Genomic DNA, 21163 nt, shown 5'->3' with positions numbered 1-21163 from the left:
GATTATTCCTGTGCGATCCCTGTCCCTGCGCTGCTTTTGCAACAGACAGGTTTTCGGCGAAAATAGTGTTTTTGCGTCGTCGCACAACCAAATTCTGATAAACCCGCTGTGAATTACGACTTCTTCTGCCATTCAGAAAGCTTGGCGAATGGCGAAACGGGCTTTTCTTCCGCACCGTCATCGCCGAAAATCTTCGGCTCGCTTTCGTCCGGCAATCTCGGCTTGCGGGGATAGGGATCGATGGCGAGATCGAAGAATTCCTCTGCAATCGCACCGACATCGATTCTGTCTCCGACAAAGGTTTCGGGAATGTCCGCGCCTTCCGCATCGAGCAGCATTTCGCCGCTGTCATCAAGCTCTATCCGGGCGAGCCGCGAATTTTCCGGCACGAAGACCGTGTCGATCTCCTCGGCAATCGTGTTGGTCAACGGCTCCAGCGTCACCACGCAAGACTGCACGATTTCCGCGTCGATGCGGCCGCGCACCCGGATGCCGTCCTTTTTCCACGGCGTCAGCAGAAATTCAGCCGAGAACGTGTTTACCGCCTCAAGCGCGTGATCCCTGGCGAGCGCTGCGCGTTCCTTCTCGTCGGTCCCGATTTTCACCGTGACACCCTTTTGCGGCAGGTGAAGAACCGGAACGGGATAGGTGAGCGCCGGTCTGTCAGTCATTCTCATTGGCCTCTTCAGCATTGTTCGTTGGCGCAAAACCAACCTGCCCGGCATCCATATAGGAAATGTCGCCCGCCGCCAAAGCATCGTCGGCGATTTTTTGCAGACAGTCGCGGCAGGCCAGAACATATTCACTTAAATAGCGAGCATGTGGCCAGAATTCGAGGTCCGGGCGGATATTTCGTGTCAGCGCGGCGGCAAGCGCTGCCGGATCGTCTGCATCCAGAGCCTCGCCATAGGCCGCAACGCGGCCATAGAACATGCGCGCAAGCTTCTTCATGCGCTTCGGCACGCCCTGATCGCCGATGCCAAGTTCGCGTAGCGAGTGATCCACATCCTTGAAGAACTCGTCGGCAATTTCCTGCGCAAGATCGGCAAGCGCTGCATTTTCCCCTCTCATGCGGTGCAGCGCGAGGAAAATATGCAGCGAGAGCATCTCATAGCGGCCAAGGGGCGTATCGGGCACATCAAATTGTGCATAAAACCGTTTTTGCCGCGCCGCTGCCACGATCGTCTCGTAAACGCGAAGCACAATCGCCTGATTTGCTTTCGATTTGCGGCGGAATAGTTGGAGAATCATATCCGTACGACCGTTCCAGTTGCATAAATAAGCAAGGTGGTTTACCGAAGTTCTCCCGACGGCGAAAGTGCCGCGCTGAATTAGAATGTATGGAGAGGTCTTTGTTGCAGCGAATTTTCCCAAGTGCATCCTCTGGCGTACGCGGGCAGCGTGCCCTTCTCGCGGGCACGGCAATTCTCTTCTCAGTGGCTCTTGCCGGATGCAACACCGCATCCACGCTCAACCCGTCCGAAACACTGACCGAAGGGTACGTGCTCGATCAGGACGCACTGAGTTCGGTTCCCGTCGGCTCCAGCCGCGAACAGGCGCTTCTGGCGCTTGGCACGCCGTCCACCACCGCGACCTTCGACAATGAAGTGTTCTACTATATTTCGCAGAAGCGCTATCGCGCCGTGCAGTTCATGAAGCCGAAGATCATCGAACGCCAGATTCTCGCGATCTATTTCGACAAGGACGGCAAGGTCGAGCATATCGCAAATTACGGCCTGAAGGACGGCAAGCTGTTCGACTTCGTGTCGCGCACGACGCCAACTGGCGGCAAGGACCAGACCTTCCTCGGCCAGATCATCCAGGGCGTTTCCAAGGCCCCGACCTCGCTGCCGGGCATGTCCGGCAGCCCCGGCAACTGATCGGTGGCAACAGGCTGCAATGAAAAACCCGCCTTTACGGCGGGTTTTCTTTTTTCGGGTCGGAAACCGATCAGGCCATGTGCGCCAGCACCGCCAGCAGCAGCAGCGCCACGATATTGGTGATCTTGATGGCCGGATTGACGGCAGGGCCTGCCGTATCCTTGTAGGGATCGCCGACCGTATCGCCGGTCACGGAAGCCTTGTGCGCTTCCGAGCCTTTCAGGTGCTTCACGCCATCGGCATCGGTGAACCCGTCCTCGAAGCTCTTCTTGGCATTATCCCATGCGCCGCCGCCGGACGTCATGGAGATCGCCACGAACAGGCCATTGATGATGACGCCGAGAAGCGAAGCGCCAAGTGCGGCAAAAGCCGCGGCCTTCGAGCCGGAGATAAGCAGCACGCCGAAATAGACGACAAGCGGCGCCAGGACCGGCAAAAGCGACGGGATGATCATCTCGCGGATTGCCGCCCTGGTCAGGAGATCGACCGCGCGCGCATAGTCCGGGCGTTCCTTGCCGGTCATGATGCCGGGCTTTTCGCGGAATTGGCGGCGCACTTCCTGCACCACCGCGCCTCCGGCCCGGCCCACTGCCGTCATGGCCATGCCGCCGAAGAGATAGGGGATCAGCCCGCCGAAGATCAGCCCCGCAACCACATAAGGGTTGGAGAGATCGAAGGAGACAGGCCCCATATCGGCGAAATATGGATAGGTCTGGCCATTGGCGGCGAAATAGGCCAGGTCGTTGGAATAGGCCGCGAACAGCACCAGCGCGCCCAGCCCCGCCGAACCGATGGCATAGCCCTTGGTCACGGCCTTGGTCGTGTTGCCGACCGCATCGAGCGCATCGGTGGCCTTGCGCACTTCCGGGTCGAGACCGGCCATTTCGGCAATGCCGCCGGCATTGTCCGTAACGGGACCGAAAGCATCGAGCGCGACGATCATGCCCGCAATGCCGAGCATGGCCGTAACTGCAATCGCGGTTCCGAACAGACCGGCAAGCTGATAGGTGGAAATGATGCCGCCGACGATGACGATGGCAGGCAGCGCGGTCGATTCCAGCGAGACGGCCAATCCCTGAATGACATTGGTGCCATGGCCGGTGACGGAGGCCTGCGCGATGGAATTGACCGGGCGCTTGTTGGTGCCGGTATAATATTCGGTGATCACCACGATCAGGCCGGTCACGACGAGGCCGATCAGACCGCAGAAGAACAGGTTGGTGCCAGTGATGCTTTTCCCGGCAACCGTTCCAATCTCGCCCCAGCCGACGGTGAGCGTATTGGCGATGCCAAGCCCCGCGATGGAAAGCAGGCCCGTGGCAATCAGGCCCTTGTAAAGCGCGCCCATGATGGAGCCGTCCACGCTGAGCTTGACGAAGAAAGTGCCGACAATCGAGGTGATGACGCAGGCACCGCAGATCATCAGCGGATAGAGCATCACGGCGGGCAGTATGTTGGAACCGTTGAAGAAGATCGCGCCCAGAACCATGGTCGCCACGACCGTCACGGCATAGGTTTCGAACAGGTCGGCGGCCATGCCCGCGCAATCGCCGACATTGTCGCCCACATTATCCGCGATGGTTGCCGGATTGCGCGGATCGTCTTCCGGGATTCCCGCTTCCACCTTGCCGACGAGATCGCCACCGACATCCGCCCCCTTGGTGAAGATGCCACCGCCGAGACGCGCGAAGATCGAAATCAGCGAAGCGCCGAAGCCAAGCGACACGAGCGCATCGATAACCATGCGGTCCGCAGGCGAGTAACCGAGCCATGCGGTGAGAATGAAGTAATAGACGGACACGCCGAGAAGCGCTAGCCCGGCCACCAGAAGGCCGGTGATCGCGCCGGACTTGAAGGCAAGCTCCAGTCCGCCCGCGAGGCTGAGCGAAGCGGCCTGCGCGGTGCGTACATTGGCGCGGACCGAAACATGCATCCCGATGAAGCCGGTAACGCCCGACAGGACCGCGCCGATCAGGAAGCCGATGGCCGCGCTGAGCGACAGCAGATACCAGGCGGCGATGAAAACAACGACGCCGACGATGGCAATCGTGGAATATTGTCTTGTGAGATAGGCTGACGCGCCTTCACGGATGGCGCCAGCGATTTCCTGCATACGCTGTGTTCCCTGATCGGCCGAGAGGACCGAGCGGATCGCCCATATGGCGAAAAGGACGGAAAGCACACCGCAGGCAATAACGAGAAGTAAGACTGCCACTCCCATTTGCATAAAGGCCAACTCCCATTGAGCGCATCCCGAAAAATGTGGAACGGTTTTCGGAAAAAATGCGCGGCCAATCAGACAACTGGAGCGCCGGTCTGTTGCAAACAGATCGAAACACGCTCCATAGTTTGCGCTGGCTACCGTCAGACCGCGAGCCGCGATTGTCGGCAGGCACATGCGCAGGATAGGCCGGAAAACCCCTCCCCGGACCCGACTGAGCGGCATGGAAGTGCCTGAAGCCAATAAAGGATACCGGGCTTCATCGGTATATTCACGTCTGGAACTTACGCCTTGAAATCAAGATATTGGCGCGATTCCTTGCATTTCAGCATTCTCAATGCCGCGCAACCAACATGCGAAACGGTTTAACAAACGTCAAGTCGTTCTTTGCCAGCGTACAACGAAAGAAGGGCTGCGATTTCTCACAGCCCTTCTTTCGTCATTATTGTCGGGGAAGCCGGATCAGCGCGGCTTCACGCCCCGGCTTTCGCCGCGAACGACGAATGCCAGCCGGTCGAGCACGGCATTGACCAGTTTCGGCTCATCCTCGGTATAGAACGCCTTGGCGATATCGACATATTCCGACACGATCACGGCGGTCGGCACATCATTGCGCGACTTCAGTTCCCATGTGCCGGCGCGCAGAATGGCGCGCAGGGTGGAATCGAGACGCGACAGCGGCCAGTCTTCCGTCAAAGCCTGATGAATCATCGGGTCGAGTTTCAACTGGTCATCGACCACGCCTGCGACGATTGCGCGGAACCATTGCGGATCGGCGTCGAGATATTGCGTGCCGTCCACTTCCTTGCCAAGCCGGAAAGATTCGTACTCGGCCACCACTTCCAGTACGCCCGTACCCGCGACATCCATCTGATAGAGCGCCTGCACGGCGGCAAGACGGGCGACGCCGCGCTTGTTTGCCGTGCGCGGAGCGTTGGGGGTCGGGCGGCCTGAGGTAGAAGAATTCATAATATTCAGGCTCCGAACTTCTTGCGCAGGTCGATCATGGTCAGTGCGGCGCGGGCAGCAAAACCGCCCTTGTCCTTGTCTTCGCGACGAGCGCGAACCCAGGCCTGCTCTTCGTTCTCGACCGTCAGGATGCCGTTGCCGATGGCAATGCTTTCCTCGACCGAGAGATTGGTGAGCGCACGGCAGGATTCATTGGATACGATATCGAAGTGATAGGTTTCGCCACGGATAACCGTGCCGAGCGCGACGAAGCCGTCATATTCGGTGCCGCCATTGTCTGCGCCATCGAGAGCAAACGAAATCACGGCAGGAATTTCCAGCGCGCCGGGAACCGTCACGACGTCATAAGTCGCCCCGGCCTCATCCAGAGCCGCCTTTGCGCCATCAAGAAGCGCGTCGGCGAAACCATCGTAGAAACGCGCTTCGACAATAAGCAAATGCGGCGCATGCGCCTCGTGCTTGGACATGAGAGACTCCATGACAAAATTCTGCGGACCGCAACGATGCGGTCAACGCTTAAAATCGGGATATGCTTTTACAGCCTGGGAATTTAGGCTGTAAGCCTATTTCCGATATTGCGCAAGCCTTGCTGCGTAACGTGCGAGCTGGTCGATCTCGATATTGACCTTATCGCCCGCCTTGCGCTCGCCCCAGGTGGTGACTTCCAGCGAATGGCGGATCAAAAGCACGTCGAATTCGTTGCCGTTGACGCCGTTGACCGTCAGCGACGTGCCGTCGAGCGCGACCGATCCCTTCTGGGCGATGAACGGAGCCAGTTCTTCCGGCGCGCGCAGGGTAAAGCGCACCGCATCGCCCTCGTCCTTGCGCCCGACGATTTCGGCCTGCCCGTCGACATGGCCCGAAACGAGGTGTCCGCCCATTTCGTCGCCAAGTTTCAGCGAGCGTTCCAGATTGATGTTCCGCCCGCTCTGCCAATTGGAGATCGTGGTCAGGCGCAGCGCTTCTTCCCAGGCTTCGACCTCGAACCAGCGCGCATTGGTGCCCTTTTCCGGCAGCGCGACCACAGTCAGACAGACGCCCGAGCAGGCGATCGATGCACCAAGCTCGATCGTTTCGGGATCATAGGCGGTCTCGATCCGCAAAAGCACGCCTTCATTGAGCGGCTTGACCCGGTCAACCTTGCCGATATCGGTGATAATGCCTGTAAACATCAGTAAGTCTTCCTTACATATTCCGTATAGGCATCGTCGCCGTAGCGCGCCTGCCGCAGAATTTCGAACTCGTCAGCGATATGGGTTTCAAGACCGTCCACGGCAAGCCCACCCGCCGCGCCGATCTCGACCGGGGAACGGAAGACGGCCAGCCGATCCACGAGCTTTTCATCCAGAAAGCTCTTCGCAACGCCCGCGCCGCCCTCGACCAGAAGCGAGGAAATGCCCTGCGCGGCAAGGTCGTCCAGCAATTCCGGCAAAGCCACGCGGCAATCATGTGTTTCGGTTGCAAGGATACGGCATCCAGCCGCGCTCAGCGCGGCGCGGCGTTCGTCGGGCGCCTCTTCGCTACAGGCAATCCACAAAGGCTGCGCGGCTGCCGACCGCACAAGCTTCGACGACAAAGGCAGGCGCAATCCGCCGTCGAGCACCACACGAACGGGCGAACGCTGTTCCAGCCCCGGCAGGCGGCAGTTCAACACCGGATCGTCGGCTATCGCCGTGTCGATGCCGATCAGGATGATATCCGTCTGCGCCCGCAGGATATGCGACTGCGCGCGCGATACCGGCCCGGTAATCGCCACCTGCCCCTCGCCTTTGCGCCCGATATAGCCGTCGGCGGAAAGTGCAAGTTTCAGAATCACTTCCGGGCGTTTCTTCGCGGATCGATTCAGATAGCCCGCGAGATCGTCGGCAGCCTGTGAGGACAGAATGCCGGGCACGACCTCGATGCCCGCTTCACGCAGGATGGCAAAGCCTTTTCCGCTGACGCGCTCATCCGGGTCGGTCGCGGCGACCACGACACGCGCCACGCCTGCCCGCACCAGCGCTTCCGCACATGGCGGCGTGCGTCCGTGATGGGCACAGGGTTCAAGCGTCACATAAGCCGTCGCGCCGCGTGCCGCCTCGCCCGCATCGGCCAACGCCTGCGGTTCGGCATGGGGTCGCCCGCCAAGCGCGGTCACGCCGCGTCCGACGATGACGCCATCCCTGACGATAATGGTCCCCACCGAAGGGTTGGTGCCTGTCAGGCCCTTGTGACGGCGCGCAAGGCGGATCGTCGCTTCCATGAAGCGGACATCGTCCGATGTCGCTTTCGAATGCGGAAATTCCCTCTCAGCCATTCTATGCTTCCAGATCGTCCCCGGTTTCGGATACCGTCAATTCGTCGATGACGTTGTGGAAATCGACGGCCTTGCTGAAATTCCGGTAGACCGAAGCGAAGCGGATATAAGCGATATCGTCGATGCCTTTCAGCGCATCCATCGCCAGACGACCGATCTCATCGGAGGTCACTTCCGCCTCGCCCGAGCTTTCAAGCTGGCGCACGATGCCGGAAATGGCGCGCTCCACCCTTTCGCCGTCAACGTCGCGCTTGCGCAGCGCCACCTCGATGGACCGCGTGAGCTTGTCGCGGTCGAAGGGAACGCGGCGCCCGCTTTTCTTCACCACCATGAGATCGCGCAACTGGACGCGCTCGAATGTGGTGAAACGCCCACCGCAAACCGAGCAGACGCGGCGTCTGCGAATGACCGCGCCGTCTTCCGCCGGGCGGGAATCCTTCACTTGCGTATCTTCGGACTGGCAATAGGGACAACGCATGGAACACTTTCGACTTTGATGCAGGTAACGCTTAACCGATTCCTGCCGATCATAGCTTATTAACGCCGATCAACCTACCGAGAGCGACAATGAAAAAACCCCGCTCAACAAGGCTGAACGGGGTTTTTCGGAACATCGCAACAGAGCTTAGCCCTGATAGCCGTACATCGGGAAGCGGTCGGTCAGGGCGACGACCTTTTCCTTCACAGCCTGTTCGACGGCGGCATTGCCCTCGTCGGAATTGGCGACCTTGAGGCCATCAAGCACTTCGGCGATCAGCGAGCCGATTTCCTTGAATTCCGTTATGCCGAAACCGCGCGTGGTGCCCGCGGGCGTACCGAGGCGGACGCCGGAGGTCACGAATGGCTTTTCGGGGTCGAACGGAATGCCGTTCTTGTTGCAGGTGATGTTGGCGCGGCCAAGCGCTGCTTCGGCACGCTTGCCGGTCGCATTCTTCGGACGCAGGTCAACCAGCATCAGGTGATTGTCGGTGCCGCCCGAAACGATGTCGAGGCCGTGCGACTTCAGCTCTTCGGCCAGTGCGCGCGCATTGTCCACGACGTTCTTCGCATAGAGCTTGAATTCCGGCTTCAGCGCTTCGCCGAACGCTACGGCCTTGCCAGCGATGACATGCATCAGCGGACCGCCCTGAAGGCCGGGGAAGACTGCCGAATTGATCTTCTTGGCGATATCGGCGTCGTTGGTGAGGATCATGCCGCCGCGCGGACCGCGCAGCGACTTGTGCGTCGTCGTGGTGCAGACATGGGCGTGCGGAACGGGCGACGGATGCTGGCCGCCAGCCACGAGACCGGCGATGTGCGCCATATCGACCATCAGATAGGCGCCGACTTCATCGGCAATCTCACGGAAGCGCTTCCAGTCCCAGATACGCGAATAAGCGGTGCCGCCCGCGAGGATCAGCTTCGGCTTGTTTTCGCGTGCGAGGCGGGCGACTTCGTCCATGTCGAGCAGATGATCGTCCTTGCGAACGCCATAGGAGACGACATTGAACCACTTGCCGGACATATTGACCGGCGAACCGTGCGTCAGGTGACCGCCGGAATTCAGGTCGAGGCCCATGAAAGTGTCACCCGGCTGAAGCAGCGCGAGGAACACGGCCTGGTTCATCTGGCTGCCGGAATTCGGCTGCACATTGGCAAATTCGGCGCCGAAGAGCTTCTTCGCACGTTCGATGGCCAGTTCCTCGACCACGTCCACATACTGGCAGCCGCCGTAATAGCGCTTGCCCGGATAGCCCTCGGCATATTTGTTGGTGAGGATGGAACCCTGTGCTTCAAGAACAGCGCGCGAGACGATGTTTTCCGAGGCGATCAACTCGATTTCGTGGCGCTGGCGACCGAGTTCGTTGCGGATTGCACCGAAAATCTCGGAATCGATATCTTCGAGGCTTGCATTAAAGAACGCATTCTTGGCGGCGTTGGCTTGCGACATGGTTCACACTCTCCGGTCGGCCTGTAAAGCTATTGGATGAGGCGCATTATCACACTTGAGTGCACAAGGCCAATGGCCGCAAAGCGAAAAGCATATTCCAAAATGCGGCAAACCGATTTGATAAATGCGGCGGAACGAAAAAGCCGCCCGAAACAGGTTCGGACGGCTCTGACAAGGCGGTTTCTGATGGAATCAGGTGTCCGTGCCGAGCGCCAGCGCCGTTGCACCGTCCATCTTGTAGATATCGTCGCGGAACTGAACCACGCCGTCGCCCGTGGACCAGGCGGTAATATAGACAAAGTGCAGAGGAACCGGATCGGCAATCTGGACCGGCGTGTTCGTGCCGGTTTTGATGGTGCTTTCGATAGTCTGGCGATCCCAGCCCGCCGTATTCTTCAAGAGCCACACATCGAGGTCGCGCACATTCTGCACACGGACGCAGCCTGACGAGTCGAAACGCATGAGCTTGTTGAAATAGCTCTTCTGCGGCGTGTCGTGCATGTAGACCGCGTAAGGATTGTGGAAGTTGATCTTGGTCGAGGACATGGCGTTGATCTTGCCGGGGTCCTGACGGAACATAAGCTTCACCGCATCGTCCGTGTTCCAGTCCACGGTTTCAGGCGCGACTTCCTGGCCCGACTGGTCGTAAAGGCGGATCTTGTTCTTGGTCAGATATTGCGGGTCCTTCCGCATCAGCGGAATGATGTCCTTCTGGATGATCGACTTCGGCGCGGTCCAGTAAGGATTGAGGATGACCTCGTGAATCTTCGAGTTGAGGAGCGGCGTCTGGCGGTCGATCTTGCCGACGACCGCCGTATGGCGCTGCACGACGCTGCCGCCCTCGACGGCCTCGATGCGCGCGGCCGGAATGTTGACCATCACGAAACGCTGTTCCTGCATACCTTCATTGGCGAGAGGCGAGAGGCGCTGCAAATTGGTCTGAAGCTGGCCGAGACGCGTATTGGCGTCCACATTCATGGCGGCATAGGTGAACTGGCCCATCACGCCATCGGCAGGCAGGCCATGGCGCGACTGGAAACGCTTCACGGCGGCATCGACATAGGTATCGAACGAGCTGGAAAGGCCGGCGCCTTGCGGCAGGTCGCCTGAAATTATCAGACGCTTGCGCAAATATTGCACCGCCGGATCGGTCACGCCGATCTTGAGCTTCGTATTGCCCGGAACGTTCGGCCAGCCGCCGCGACCGGCAATATCGGTATATTGCGCTATCGCGTTCTGGAGACTGGCCACAGTCTGCTGGCTCAGGACCGGCTGATTGGTCGCCACGCGCTGGCCACCCGTCGCGCGGGCATCGAACTGGTCATCCCAGTTGCCGCGGCGCGGAGAAGCGAGAATGTCGGTCAGCGCCTGTTGCGCGTAAGCCGAGGAAACCGTGGCGGAAGCGGCTACGGAAAGGCCGGCTGTCGCCGCGCCGCGGAGGAAACGGCGGCGATCCATTCTGAGAGCATCGGCTGGTTTGTCGGTTTTCGTCATTTTGCTTGGTTCCAAAAGGCTGACCGCTCACGCGGGTTCTTTCCAGAGAATATCAGCAACAGGCCAGCACGCGGCTTTCGGTCTTCAAAATCGCATATCCACCGCTTCTACCATATTCCGGTATCAGGGCCTATTCCCGAAGGCGGCACAATATTGGCCGTGCCTTTATGAAAGGCTTAAGTCATTTTTTATGGCTTAATCATGTCGCATGGCCGGTATTTCAAGCCATGCGACCCCGGATTGAGAGCCTGACCGCATCTTATTCCCTTCAATGGAAGCAGGCTGTGACAGTTCTGCAACAAGCGGACAGCTTGCCAAAGCCCGGTTACAGCCGATAGGCGATGCTGTCGTTCCAGAAGCGGTCGAGACGCTGAAGCGACTTGTTCATCGCCGTAAACTCATCGACCTGAATGCCGCCGACCTGTTCGATGGAAGAGATGTGGCGTTCATAGAGCGCGGCCACCTGTGCGGCGATCTCGTTGCCCTTGTCGGTCAGGCTGACGCGCACCGAACGGCGGTCCACGCGGGAACGCTGGTGGTGGATGAAGCCCATTTCGACAAGCTTCTTGAGGTTATACGACACGTTGGAGCCGAGATAGTAACCGCGCGAGCGCAATTCGCCTGCGGTCAGTTCCGAATTGCCGATATTGAAAAGAAGCAGCGCCTGCGTGGCGTTGATGTCGCTGCGGCCGTTGCGGTCGAACTCGTCCTTGACGACGTCGAGCAGGCGGCGATGCAGACGCTCGACAAGCTGGAGCGCTTCCAGATAGAGCGAGCGAAGTGCGGTTTCCGGTGTCGTGAGCGGAGCGGATACATCCGTCTTGCGCTGTGCGTTGATCATTTCTTTTGCCTCTCTGCCGGAGCCGCATTCCATGAAACCATGATGCAGCTCTCTTCCTGTTTTATGCGGTGTATTGTTTCTCACCGTTCTGACCGGAATTTAGGGGAGATGCATAAAATTCGACTTAAAAGTCAGCCTTAACAGTAACTTACCGGCGAAATTGGCCATTCAGGCTTAATGTTTACTTACTCCGTATCTTTCGCGGCCCCTTTCGGCGGAACCTCGCTGGAGCAGAAAAATCCCGGTTTTCCGGGCCTGCGGCGGAATGCCGGATTAAACTTTCGTCATTTGAGAACCGGCTCGATCCGCGATAGCTTCGCTTCATATCAAAACTGATCGGAGAGACCATGACGCCTCATCTTGCCCGTTACGTCGTTATCGGTGGATTGTTGAGCTTTACCGGGTTTACGGGTTTCGCCCATGCCGAACCTGTTACAGCCGCTCCGCAAATGACGATATATAAAGACCCCACCTGCGGCTGTTGCGAAGGATGGGCCGACCACATGAAGGCGGCGGGCTTCAACGTAACGGTCAGAAACGAAGATGCGATGGACAGGATCAAGGAAGAGCACGGTGTGAATCCCGATCTTGCCTCATGCCATACGGCGGTTGTCGATGGCTATGTCATCGAGGGCCATGTCCCGGCCGGTGCGGTCAAGCGGCTGCTGGTCGAGCGTCCGCAGGCAACGGGGCTGACGGCGCCGGGTATGCCGATGGGATCGCCGGGCATGGAAATGCCGGGCAGCGCGCCCGACACTTACGATGTTCTGCTTTTCAACGAAAAGACGGCGAAGCCCTATGCCCGCTATCGCGGCACTGAAAAACTTTAGACCCTAAGCCGGCAGGTTCGCGCGCGCCTGCCGCCTCTTTTCAAGAAACAGCAGGATGCGGAAGACCACATAAATGACGATACAGGCCGCGTTGAACCCGACGGTCAGCGGCCTGTATTCGAAATGGCGCGAGAAAACCGAATAGATGGCGATCTCGCCAATCGCGGCCACGAACCACAGCACCGGCCCCCAGGGCGCGCGCATCCATAGGCCCGTGGCGGCAACCGGCATCAGGACCGCCAGGGCGACGACGGCGGTCTGCCAGAGCCAGGGCATCAGGTCGAAGCGCCACAGAAGGCCCGGATGCACGCCGATAAGCCTGATCCAGTAGAAAACGCCGCTCGCCAGCGCCACGAGCGCGAGCAACCGGATGAACCATGTAAAAGCCCATTCGGTACCGCTCGGCTGGGTGTGCTGGCGCAGCTCGTTCATATGCATCAGCCGATCCTCATCAGAAGGTCAGTTCCCTTTCACCCAGATTGGCGAAATAGGCGTTGACCTGTTCGGGCCTGACCTCATCGAGCGTTGCAGGCTTCCAGGATGGCGCGCCGTCCTTGTCGATGAGAAGCGCGCGAACGCCTTCATAGAAATCGTGCGCTTCCAGCATCCGGCTGGCAATGCGGTATTCCATGCGCATACAGCCATCCAGATCGAGCGCCCGCCCATCGGCAATCTGGCGGAAAGTGACCGCGACGCTGGTCGGCGACCGTGTGGCGATGACCGTCAGTATGTCCCGCGCGGGTTTGCTGCCGCCCTCGGCGGCCTTCTCGATGGCCGCGATGCAATCGGCAAGGGTTGCATGGGAAAAGCATTCGTTGACGATCTGGCGGGTTTCGACGGAAGTCTCGAAATCGGGATACTGGCTGCGGGTCAGAGCGGCCTCGATATCGCCGGTTGCGACGATGTCGTCGCGCACGTCCTCCAAATCGCTCGCAGCCACGGCATGGGTGGCGATACCGCTCTGGAGGCAGTCGCCCCAGCGGATGCGATTGCCGGTCAGCGCCAGATAATAGCCGAAATTGTCGTGCAGATGCGGCAGGAACGCGCTGCCGCCCACATCCGGGAAGAAACCGATGCCGGTTTCCGGCATGGCGAACATCGTGTTCTCGGTCACGACGCGATGCGAACCGTGCACGGAAATGCCCGCGCCGCCGCCCATGACGATACCGTTGATGAGCGATACATAAGGCTTCGGAAACCGGCCTATGCGCGCATTGAGCCGATATTCGTCGCGGAAGAATTCATAGGCGGGCGTTCCCGCCTGACCGGCCTTGTAGGCCGCGACCACGTCGCCCCCGGCGCAGAAGGCGCGCCCCTCGCCTTCCAGAATCACGCAGGCCACTTCCGGATCGTCTTCCCATGCCTGCAATGCACGGTCGAGCGCGAGAATCATATCGTGGGTGAGCGCGTTGAGGGCAGCGGTCCTTGTAAGCTTCACAAGCCCGGCTTTTCCCTTGCGCTCGAAGCTGATTTCGCTGCCGCCACCGAAGTCGATTTGCATGTCGTTTCTCCCATTCCCGTCAATGGGTAGAAAGTGAGACGCCCCGCGTCAATCCTGCGCAGGTCATTGTTCTTGGTTTCACCACTTTTCCCGTGATAAACCGTCGGCACCGTCATCAGCCTTTCGAACGCGCCGGTTCGCGGCTTTCTATTCTCGGGAATAGGGAATATTCCAATGAGCGACCGTCAGTCCAAATATTTGCCAACCAATATCAGCCAGCACGTCGACGACGTGACAGGCGGCAGACGTCTGCGCCGGATGCGAAAGGCCGACTGGTCCCGCAGGCTGGTACAGGAAACGCGCCTGTCGGTTGACGATCTCATCCTGCCTTTCTTCCTGACATACGGCACGGGCGTGAGCGAACCGGTGGAGGCAATGCCGGGCGTGGAGCGCTATTCGGTGGACATGGCCGTACGGATGGCCGAAAAGGCCGCCAGGCTCGGCATCCCGGCCATAGCGCCCTTCCCGCGTGAAAAGCCGGAAGTGAAGACAGAAGACGGCGCATTCGTCGCCAGCCCCGACAATCTCATCAATCGCGCCGTGCGCGCAATCAAGAAGGAAGTGCCGGAAATCGGCATCATCACCGATGCGGCGCTCGACCCGTTCACGACGCACGGGCATGACGGCATTCTGCGCGACGGCGAAATCCTGAACGACGAATCGGTCGCCATGGTGGTTCGCGGCGCGCTTTCGCAGGCCGAAGCCGGTGCGGACATCATCGCGCCGTCCGACATGATGGACGGGCGCGTCGGCGCCGTTCGCCAGGCGCTGGACGAACACGGCTTCAACCATGTTCCGATCATGGCCTATGCCACCAAGTTCGCCTCGGCCTTCTACGGTCCCTATCGCGGCGCCATCGGCACGCAGGGACTCCTGAAGGGTGACAAGAAGACCTATTATCTCGATCCGGCCAATCCGGAAGAAGCGGTGCGCGAAGCCGAGCAGGACGTTGCCGAAGGCGCAGACATGCTGATGGTGAAACCCGGCCTGCCCTATCTCGACATCATCCACCGCCTGAAGAGCGAACTCCGCCTGCCGACCTATGCCTATCAGGTGTCGGGCGAATATGCGATGATCAGGGCCGCCGGCATGAATGGCTGGATCGACGAGGAAAAGGTGGTGATGGAAAGCCTTCTCTCCTTCAAGCGCGCGGGCTGCAACGGCATCCTGACCTATTTCGCCATGGAAGTGGCTGAAAAGCTCAAGGGATAGGTCCTGACCCTAAAGCCCTACAAGCCTGGTTCCGGCGGGCGGGAAATCATCGAATTTCCTTGAAACCGCCGGGTTTGGTTCCCATGTTGATGACTGTTCCGCCGAGGTGGCGGGACAGCGCCGGTCTGTTCATCCCCCGGACGCTTCCTTGGAAACGACTGGAAGGAACGATGTCCGACCATATTCTGCACGGCGAAGTCATGGGGCCGCGTTATGAAAGCCGCGCATTCTTTGAAGGCGTGCGCACCCGCCGCATCATGGCTTTTCTCATCGATTATCTGATTGTCTTTCTGCTTTGCATCCCCGCCGCAATCGTAATTGCGATCCTCGGCATCATCACGCTCAGCCTGGGCTGGATGCTTTACGGCATCATGTTCCCCATGGTGGCGCTGTTCTACGTCGCGCGCACGCTCGGCGGGCCGCAGCAGGCCACGAAGGGCATGCAGATGATGAACATCAAGCTCGTCCGGCTGGAAGGCGGCACTGTCGATTCCATGCTCGCCATCGTTCACACGGTGCTGTTCTGGGGTCTCAATGTCGTGCTGACGCCGTTGATCCTGCTCGCCACGCTGGTCCTCGACCGCAAGCGCACCGTGCACGATCTCCTGCTGGGCACCGCCGTCATTCGTTCGGATCGGTAAACGCATAGAGTTGAATCGACGCATCGTGCTTTCCGAAAATCGATTCCGAATTTCGGGCCGATGCTTCAGATCAAAAAAATTCAGAGCCGGCTGCGCAAAATGCCTATTGACGTTTTGTGCGGTCGGCTCAATCCTTAGAGTCAGTATCGTGATGGTTTTGCCAGAGCATTTTCGAGCCAAAAGTGCGAAGCGGTTTTGCGTGGGATAATGCGTCAAAGCAGATAAAGTGAGCCATTTCGTGGATATTGAATGACCCATCAACCGCAACAGTCTCCGCAATTCTTTCTGACAGCTCCATCGCCGTGCCCGTATCTCGAAGGCCAGATGGAGCGAAAAGTCTTTACGCATCTGGTGGGGGACAAGGCGAACGAGATCAACGATCTCCTGACCCAGGGCGGGTTTCGCCGTTCACAGAACATAGCCTATCGTCCGGCCTGCGAGCTTTGCCGCGCCTGCGTCTCGGTGCGCATTCTGGCGGATCAGTTCGAGATGACGCGCAATATGCGCCGCATCTGGAGCCAAAATCGCGACCTCGTCGGGCGCGTGCACAAGGCGCAGCCCAGCACCGAGCAATATGCGCTTTTCCGCGACTATCTCGATGCCCGGCATCGCTCGGGCGGCATGTCGGACATGACGGTGCTCGATTATGCGATGATGGTCGAGGACACGCATGTCAACACGCAAGTTATCGAATATCGCCGGCGCGGACCGGACAGTTTCATCGACCCCAAGGGCGATGGCGAACTGGTTGCCGTGGCTCTGACCGACGTCATGGCCGATGGCCTGTCGATGGTCTATTCTTTCTTCTCGCCGCATATGCACGAGCGCTCGCTCGGCACCTATATGATCCTTGATCACATCGAACGCGCGCGCGCGGCGGGCCTGCCGCATGTCTATCTCGGCTATTGGGTCGAGGGATCGCGCAAGATGCAGTACAAGATCCGCTTCACCCCGCAGGAACATCTCGGACCGAAAGGCTGGGACAAGTTCGAGGGGTAGGGTCTAAACCGCGCTTTCAAGCAACGGCTTTTGCCACTATATCGGGATGTTGCCCGATGACACGAACATAGGCGATGGCAAAATCAGGCGCAGTCACTCGCGCCTGTTCCCAATCGCGCAACGTCCCGACCGGCACCCGGAAGCGATTGGCAAATTCGGACTGTGACAGGCCCAGACCTGTCCTTGTCTTGCGGATCAAACGGGCACGCTGGCCACGATCCAGCGCTTCGACCGTCACATCAAAGTCTTCGGCATCATTCGAATCAGCAGGTAGCGTGATATGCTCTTTCTTCACCCTTGTTGCTCCTTCTCACCGAAATGAAGCGGGCCAGATCGCGTCGCCAGACAAAAACGCCGGTGAACAGCTTTTCCTCGACGAGCCCGATCACCTTGAAGCGCTCCTCTCCATCGACCGCACGTATCGATGGAACAATCAGATGATTGTCATCCTCAAAGAGCCGATCGCCAAACGATAGAGGCAATTTGTGCTTCTCACGGTTGATCGTATCCTTGAAGGGGTCAAATCTGTCTCCCGTCACGTTTACGATCCTACGGGATTTCCGTATAATTTACAAGTCTGAGCATTTTTCCGTTGCCGTATTTTGTGGAAGCTAACGTTCAAAACTTGCCCGAACGGGGGAAGCCTTTCGGCACCAGACGTCCCGCAGAAGCGCGCGCGCCGATCCATTCGGCCAGTTCGTCCTTGCTGCGGGTAAAGGTTCGCTCCGCCGAATCCTGCCATGACAGGCCATCGGCCATCGCAAAGGTGCGAATGTCGGATATGCCGCCATCCTTGTATTTTTGCAGGCGCACGCCCTTGCCGCGTGTCATCTCCGGTATCTCGGATAGCGGGAAGACGACCATTTTGCGGTTTTCGCCGACGACCGCGATATGATCGCCGGAAACGCGCTGGCAGAGCTTGGCCTCGTCCGGCGCCTTGACGTTCATCACCTGCTTGCCCTTGCGGGTATTGGCGACTGCTTCGTTTTCGGCGACGATGAAGCCATTACCTTCGTGGCTGACGAGTAACAGTTTCGCCGCCGGATCGTGCACGAAAGCTGTCAAAATATCCTGATCGTTCTCCATATCGACCAGAATGCGGATCGGTTCGCCATGGCCGCGACCGCCCGGCAACGTGTTTGCGCCAATGGTGAAGAACTTGCCGCCGGTGGTGAAGAACAGAAGCTTGTCGGTCGTTTCCGCATGGAAAGCGAGCTTGAGCTTGTCGCCTTCCTTGAAGGTAAGCGTCGAGAAATCGGCAAGATGCCCCTTCATGGCGCGCAGCCAGCCCTTTTCCGACACAACGATGGTGACCGGCTCGCGCTCGATCATCGCGTGATGAATGTCTTCCAGATCGTGAGTCGGCGCTTGCGCAAAGGTCGTGCGGCGTTGCCCGAGCTTCGTCTTTGGCCCGAATTTCTCGCGTACCGCCTTGATCTCGGCGCTGATCTTCTTCCACTGGCGGGTGCCGGAAGCAAGCAGGCCTTCCAGATCGGCCTTCTCGGCGGTCAGAGCGTCGAATTCCTTGCGAATCTCGAATTCTTCCAGCTTGCGCAACGAACGCAGGCGCATATTGAGGATCGACTCGGCCTGAACATCCGTTAGTTCGAACGTCCGCATCAGTTCCTGCTTCGGCTCGTCTTCCTCGCGGATGATGCGGATGACCTCATCCAGATTGAGATAGGCGATCAGGAAGCCGCCGAGGATTTCCAGACGTCTTTCGATTTCGGCCAGACGGAACTGCGAGCGGCGGACGAGTACTTCCTTGCGGTGGTCCAGCCATTCGCGCAGCACGCTGCCCAGCGACAGCACGTTCGGCACCTTGCCGTGCGACAGCACATTCATATTGAGCGAAACGCGGCTTTCAAGCTCGGTCAGCTTGAAGAGCGATTCCATCAGAAGTTCGGGATCGACCGAACGGTTCTTCGGCTCCAGAACGATGCGGATATCTTCCGCCGATTCATCCCGAATGTCGTCAAGAAGCGGCAGCTTCTTCGCCAGAAGCAGTTCGGCGATCTTTTCGATAAGGCGCGACTTCTGCACCTGATAGGGAATTTCGGTGACGACGATCACCCAGGTGCCGCGATTGCCCTCTTCCTTCTCCCAGCGCGCGCGAACGCGGAAAGCACCGCGACCGGTGCGATAAGCCTCGACAATATTGCCATGTTCCTCGACCAGAACGCCGCCGGTCGGGAAATCCGGGCCGCGCACCTTGCATTTCAACAGTGCCGTGGGATCGGCTTTCGCTTCCTGCTCGATTTCCGCATATTGTTCCGGCGAGGTAATCAGTTCCTCCACGCCCGCATCGGGGTGGCTGATCAGATAAAGCGCGGCAGAACAAAGCTCGGCCACATTATGCGGCGGAATATTGGTGGCCATGCCGACCGCGATACCTGCCGACCCGTTGGCCAGAAGGTTCGGGAAAGCGCCCGGCAGGACGATGGGTTCCTCGTCCTCCTCATTATAGGTCGGGCGAAAATCGATGGCGTTTTCGTTGATGCCTTCCAGCAGCAGCGTCGCCACTTCGGTCATGCGCGCTTCGGTGTAGCGCATGGCGGCGGCATTATCGCCGTCGATATTGCCGAAATTGCCCTGCCCGTCCACCAGCGGATAACGCACCGCGAAATCCTGCGCCAGACGCACCAGCGCATCGTAGATCGACGCATCGCCATGCGGATGGAATTTACCCATCACGTCGCCGACGATACGCGCACATTTCGCATAGGCCTGATCGGGATTGAGCCGCAGAAGACGCATCGCATGCATGATGCGGCGATGCACGGGCTTGAGGCCGTCGCGCACATCCGGCAGCGCACGATGCATGATCGTGGACAGCGCGTAAGCGAGGTAGCGCTCTTCAAGAGCCGATTTGAGATCGACCCGCTCGATATGTTCTTCGCCATCGCCGGGCGGAATCAGACTTTTTCCCATATCTCTCAGTACCAATTGCGCGATTCGTCAGCAAGCGTTCTGGAGAACCAATCCAGTACATTCGTCGTAAATCCGCCGCCATTGTTACCCTATAGAACGACAGGGATCGCGTCCCTCACGCAATTACAGGCAGCAAATCATGGTATTAAATCGAACGATTTGCGCTTATGAATGCGGCATCGAATAAAGGATCAGGCAGGAGCTTCGAATGCAGGTTTTCTCCAACATCAAACCGGTCGCGCGCGTCTTTGCCGCAAGCACGGCGCTTGCGCTGATCTTCGGCAGCGCCGCCATGGCCGCGGACGCCAATGCCGTCGCAGAGCGCCTCAAGGCGATCTATGCGAAACAGGGCGGCGAACTGAATTTCGCCAATGTGAAGGCGGATGGCTCCCGCATCGTCCTTGAAGGCACCACGCTCAAGCTGACCGCCGAATCGGACAAGACCGTCCCAATCGGTGACGTGGCGCTGAATGACGTTCAGGATGCGCCGGATGGCGGCTTTACAATCGGACAGGTTGTCGTCCCGGACATCACCGTCACGGATACCGAAGACAAAAAAGATGCCGCCACGATCAAGGGCATGTCGATGCACAACCTTTTTGTTCCATCGGCATCGGCCACGGGACCGCTCGACAGCATGGCCCTCTACGACAATCTGAAGATCGACGAGATTGCGCTCGGGCAGCCCGGAAAGGATGGCGCGACCGTCAAGGACATCGACGTCTCGCTCGACACGTCGAACAAGGCGGAAAAGATCGGCTTCACCACGACCGTTGCAAGCATCGACGCGACCTTCGGCAGCGACGGCAAGAACCCGCTTGCGCCGCTTGGCATGAAAAACTTTCAGGCCGCGGTCAACATGAAGGGGCAATGGTCGCCGCAATCCGGCGATATGTCGCTCGACCAGATGGAAATCGATGCTGTCGATCTCGGCAAGCTCAACATCACGGCGAGCCTTGGCGGCTACGATCTTGCATTCGTCGAAGCGGTGCAGAAGACGCAGGAAACCATGGCCAGGACCGACACCGACAAGGACGCGGCCGGTCTTGCAATACTCGGCCTTGCCGAACAGCTGAATGTCAAGAATCTGGCGATCCGTTTCGATGATGCTTCGCTGACCAACAAGCTGCTCACCTATTATGCAAAGAAGCAGGGATCGGACGCCAAGGCGCTCGGCTCGCAGATGAAGCTCATGGTTCCCCTCATGGCAACCCAGCTCAACAATCCCGAGTTCGCCGCACAGTTGAAAACCGCAAGCGACAAATATTTCAGCGATCCGAAGTCGCTGACCATCAGCGCATCGCCCGACCAGCCCGTCACCTTCGCCTCGATCGTGGCCACCGCATCGCTGGACCCGACCAAGATCATCCAGCTTCTGAAAGTCGGCGTCGACGCCAATAACTGATACAAAGCCAATA

The 21163-nt window shown here is 58.9% G+C and carries 22 protein-coding genes; 6 read left to right on the top strand and 16 right to left on the bottom strand.

The window, feature by feature from the left end:
• Positions 1 to 113: 113 nt before the first annotated feature.
• Positions 114 to 671 carry a YceD family protein gene (locus FHS76_RS06295; RefSeq protein WP_183649677.1) on the bottom strand — a complete coding sequence of 186 codons (558 nt, stop codon included), beginning with the start codon at positions 669 to 671 and terminating at the stop codon, positions 114 to 116.
• Complete coding sequence (locus FHS76_RS06290) at positions 664 to 1251, bottom strand: ubiquinol-cytochrome C chaperone family protein (RefSeq protein ID WP_183649675.1); 588 nt, start codon at positions 1249 to 1251, stop codon at positions 664 to 666. Before FHS76_RS06290 ends, FHS76_RS06295 begins: the two co-directional genes overlap by 8 nt.
• 101 nt (positions 1252 to 1352) lie before the next feature.
• Between FHS76_RS06290 and FHS76_RS06285 the strand changes: the two genes are divergently transcribed.
• Positions 1353 to 1880 (top strand): outer membrane protein assembly factor BamE, encoded by a 528-nt coding sequence (locus tag FHS76_RS06285; RefSeq protein WP_183649673.1) that lies wholly within the window; start codon positions 1353 to 1355, stop codon positions 1878 to 1880.
• A gap of 70 nt (positions 1881 to 1950) precedes the next feature.
• Here FHS76_RS06285 and FHS76_RS06280 read toward each other — a convergent pair whose 3' ends face one another.
• The 9 genes from FHS76_RS06280 to ldtR form a co-directional block, all read right to left on the bottom strand.
• Positions 1951 to 4107: a sodium-translocating pyrophosphatase gene (locus FHS76_RS06280; protein ID WP_183649671.1), complete on the bottom strand. Its 2157-nt coding sequence runs from the start codon at positions 4105 to 4107 to the stop codon at positions 1951 to 1953.
• A 456-nt stretch (positions 4108 to 4563) separates the two neighbouring features.
• On the bottom strand, positions 4564 to 5070 hold the full coding sequence (nusB, locus tag FHS76_RS06275) for a transcription antitermination factor NusB (protein ID WP_183649669.1): 507 nt from the start codon (positions 5068 to 5070) through the stop codon (positions 4564 to 4566).
• A gap of 5 nt (positions 5071 to 5075) precedes the next feature.
• Positions 5076 to 5537, bottom strand: a complete 462-nt coding sequence (locus FHS76_RS06270; RefSeq protein ID WP_183649665.1) for a 6,7-dimethyl-8-ribityllumazine synthase — start codon at positions 5535 to 5537, stop codon at positions 5076 to 5078.
• A 96-nt stretch (positions 5538 to 5633) separates the two neighbouring features.
• Entirely contained in the window at positions 5634 to 6242 is a 609-nt protein-coding gene (locus tag FHS76_RS06265) for a riboflavin synthase (protein ID WP_183649663.1), read from the bottom strand.
• The gene (ribD, locus tag FHS76_RS06260) at positions 6242 to 7366 is read right to left on the bottom strand and encodes a bifunctional diaminohydroxyphosphoribosylaminopyrimidine deaminase/5-amino-6-(5-phosphoribosylamino)uracil reductase RibD (protein WP_183649661.1); all 1125 of its coding nucleotides are present in this window, start codon (positions 7364 to 7366) and stop codon (positions 6242 to 6244) included. Before ribD ends, FHS76_RS06265 begins: the two co-directional genes overlap by 1 nt.
• A gap of 1 nt (position 7367) precedes the next feature.
• Positions 7368 to 7844, bottom strand: coding sequence for a transcriptional regulator NrdR (gene nrdR, locus FHS76_RS06255; RefSeq protein WP_183649659.1), 477 nt, complete (start codon positions 7842 to 7844; stop codon positions 7368 to 7370).
• Positions 7845 to 7991: 147 nt separating this feature from the next.
• Positions 7992 to 9296 (bottom strand): serine hydroxymethyltransferase, encoded by a 1305-nt coding sequence (glyA, locus tag FHS76_RS06250; protein WP_183649656.1) that lies wholly within the window; start codon positions 9294 to 9296, stop codon positions 7992 to 7994.
• A gap of 192 nt (positions 9297 to 9488) precedes the next feature.
• Positions 9489 to 10790 carry a L,D-transpeptidase family protein gene (locus tag FHS76_RS06245; RefSeq protein ID WP_183649654.1) on the bottom strand — a complete coding sequence of 434 codons (1302 nt, stop codon included), beginning with the start codon at positions 10788 to 10790 and terminating at the stop codon, positions 9489 to 9491.
• Between the two features lie 325 nt (positions 10791 to 11115).
• Positions 11116 to 11631 carry a transcriptional regulator LdtR gene (gene ldtR / locus FHS76_RS06240; RefSeq protein WP_183649651.1) on the bottom strand — a complete coding sequence of 172 codons (516 nt, stop codon included), beginning with the start codon at positions 11629 to 11631 and terminating at the stop codon, positions 11116 to 11118.
• A 347-nt stretch (positions 11632 to 11978) separates the two neighbouring features.
• On the opposite strand from ldtR, the gene FHS76_RS06235 reads away from it, so the two are divergent.
• Complete coding sequence (locus FHS76_RS06235) at positions 11979 to 12461, top strand: DUF411 domain-containing protein (protein WP_183649649.1); 483 nt, start codon at positions 11979 to 11981, stop codon at positions 12459 to 12461.
• 3 nt (positions 12462 to 12464) lie between these two features.
• On the opposite strand, the gene FHS76_RS06230 is transcribed toward FHS76_RS06235, so the two are convergent.
• Positions 12465 to 12899: a DUF6163 family protein gene (locus FHS76_RS06230; protein ID WP_183649647.1), complete on the bottom strand. Its 435-nt coding sequence runs from the start codon at positions 12897 to 12899 to the stop codon at positions 12465 to 12467.
• A gap of 13 nt (positions 12900 to 12912) precedes the next feature.
• Positions 12913 to 13962 carry an enoyl-CoA hydratase/isomerase family protein gene (locus FHS76_RS06225; RefSeq protein WP_183649645.1) on the bottom strand — a complete coding sequence of 350 codons (1050 nt, stop codon included), beginning with the start codon at positions 13960 to 13962 and terminating at the stop codon, positions 12913 to 12915.
• 174 nt (positions 13963 to 14136) lie between these two features.
• Here FHS76_RS06225 and hemB point away from each other — a divergent pair, with 174 nt between their 5' ends.
• The 3 genes from hemB to FHS76_RS06210 all read left to right on the top strand — a co-directional run bounded on the left by hemB (position 14137) and on the right by FHS76_RS06210 (position 16814).
• Positions 14137 to 15174, top strand: coding sequence for a porphobilinogen synthase (hemB, locus tag FHS76_RS06220; RefSeq protein ID WP_183649643.1), 1038 nt, complete (start codon positions 14137 to 14139; stop codon positions 15172 to 15174).
• 170 nt (positions 15175 to 15344) lie between these two features.
• The gene (locus tag FHS76_RS06215; RefSeq protein ID WP_183649641.1) at positions 15345 to 15815 is read left to right on the top strand and encodes an RDD family protein; all 471 of its coding nucleotides are present in this window, start codon (positions 15345 to 15347) and stop codon (positions 15813 to 15815) included.
• Between the two features lie 249 nt (positions 15816 to 16064).
• Entirely contained in the window at positions 16065 to 16814 is a 750-nt protein-coding gene (locus FHS76_RS06210) for an arginyltransferase (RefSeq protein WP_183649639.1), read from the top strand.
• 16 nt (positions 16815 to 16830) lie between these two features.
• On the opposite strand, the gene FHS76_RS06205 is transcribed toward FHS76_RS06210, so the two are convergent.
• The 3 genes from FHS76_RS06205 to parC form a co-directional block, all read right to left on the bottom strand.
• A complete protein-coding gene (locus FHS76_RS06205; protein WP_183649636.1) occupies positions 16831 to 17109 on the bottom strand; it encodes a helix-turn-helix domain-containing protein in 279 nt (92 codons plus the stop codon).
• Entirely contained in the window at positions 17078 to 17353 is a 276-nt protein-coding gene (locus FHS76_RS06200; protein WP_183649633.1) for a BrnT family toxin, read from the bottom strand. The genes FHS76_RS06205 and FHS76_RS06200 overlap by 32 nt, the downstream gene beginning before the upstream one ends.
• Before the next feature lie 79 nt (positions 17354 to 17432).
• On the bottom strand, positions 17433 to 19745 hold the full coding sequence (gene parC / locus FHS76_RS06195) for a DNA topoisomerase IV subunit A (RefSeq protein WP_183649631.1): 2313 nt from the start codon (positions 19743 to 19745) through the stop codon (positions 17433 to 17435).
• 208 nt (positions 19746 to 19953) lie between these two features.
• On the opposite strand from parC, the gene FHS76_RS06190 reads away from it, so the two are divergent.
• The gene (locus tag FHS76_RS06190; protein WP_183649628.1) at positions 19954 to 21150 is read left to right on the top strand and encodes a YdgA family protein; all 1197 of its coding nucleotides are present in this window, start codon (positions 19954 to 19956) and stop codon (positions 21148 to 21150) included.
• Positions 21151 to 21163 lie beyond the last annotated feature (13 nt).

The sequence above is a fragment of the Brucella daejeonensis genome (genome assembly GCF_014199265.1).
GTDB lineage: Bacteria > Pseudomonadota > Alphaproteobacteria > Rhizobiales > Rhizobiaceae > Brucella > Brucella daejeonensis.
Note: the sequence above shows the minus strand (reverse complement) of the source record. Positions and strands in the feature narration are given on the sequence as shown.

Coding starts and splice junctions, on each gene's coding strand:
- FHS76_RS06295 (WP_183649677.1), bottom strand. CDS start 671: ATGACTGACAGACCGGCGCTCACCTATCCCGTTCCGGTTCTTCACCTG.
- FHS76_RS06290 (WP_183649675.1), bottom strand. CDS start 1,251: ATGATTCTCCAACTATTCCGCCGCAAATCGAAAGCAAATCAGGCGATT.
- FHS76_RS06280 (WP_183649671.1), bottom strand. CDS start 4,107: ATGCAAATGGGAGTGGCAGTCTTACTTCTCGTTATTGCCTGCGGTGTG.
- nusB (WP_183649669.1), bottom strand. CDS start 5,070: ATGAATTCTTCTACCTCAGGCCGCCCGACCCCCAACGCTCCGCGCACG.
- FHS76_RS06270 (WP_183649665.1), bottom strand. CDS start 5,537: ATGTCCAAGCACGAGGCGCATGCGCCGCATTTGCTTATTGTCGAAGCG.
- FHS76_RS06265 (WP_183649663.1), bottom strand. CDS start 6,242: ATGTTTACAGGCATTATCACCGATATCGGCAAGGTTGACCGGGTCAAG.
- ribD (WP_183649661.1), bottom strand. CDS start 7,366: ATGGCTGAGAGGGAATTTCCGCATTCGAAAGCGACATCGGACGATGTC.
- nrdR (WP_183649659.1), bottom strand. CDS start 7,844: ATGCGTTGTCCCTATTGCCAGTCCGAAGATACGCAAGTGAAGGATTCC.
- glyA (WP_183649656.1), bottom strand. CDS start 9,296: ATGTCGCAAGCCAACGCCGCCAAGAATGCGTTCTTTAATGCAAGCCTC.
- FHS76_RS06245 (WP_183649654.1), bottom strand. CDS start 10,790: ATGACGAAAACCGACAAACCAGCCGATGCTCTCAGAATGGATCGCCGC.
- ldtR (WP_183649651.1), bottom strand. CDS start 11,631: ATGATCAACGCACAGCGCAAGACGGATGTATCCGCTCCGCTCACGACA.
- FHS76_RS06235 (WP_183649649.1), top strand. CDS start 11,979: ATGACGCCTCATCTTGCCCGTTACGTCGTTATCGGTGGATTGTTGAGC.
- FHS76_RS06230 (WP_183649647.1), bottom strand. CDS start 12,899: ATGCATATGAACGAGCTGCGCCAGCACACCCAGCCGAGCGGTACCGAA.
- FHS76_RS06225 (WP_183649645.1), bottom strand. CDS start 13,962: ATGCAAATCGACTTCGGTGGCGGCAGCGAAATCAGCTTCGAGCGCAAG.
- hemB (WP_183649643.1), top strand. CDS start 14,137: ATGAGCGACCGTCAGTCCAAATATTTGCCAACCAATATCAGCCAGCAC.
- FHS76_RS06215 (WP_183649641.1), top strand. CDS start 15,345: ATGTCCGACCATATTCTGCACGGCGAAGTCATGGGGCCGCGTTATGAA.
- FHS76_RS06210 (WP_183649639.1), top strand. CDS start 16,065: ATGACCCATCAACCGCAACAGTCTCCGCAATTCTTTCTGACAGCTCCA.
- parC (WP_183649631.1), bottom strand. CDS start 19,745: ATGGGAAAAAGTCTGATTCCGCCCGGCGATGGCGAAGAACATATCGAG.
- FHS76_RS06190 (WP_183649628.1), top strand. CDS start 19,954: ATGCAGGTTTTCTCCAACATCAAACCGGTCGCGCGCGTCTTTGCCGCA.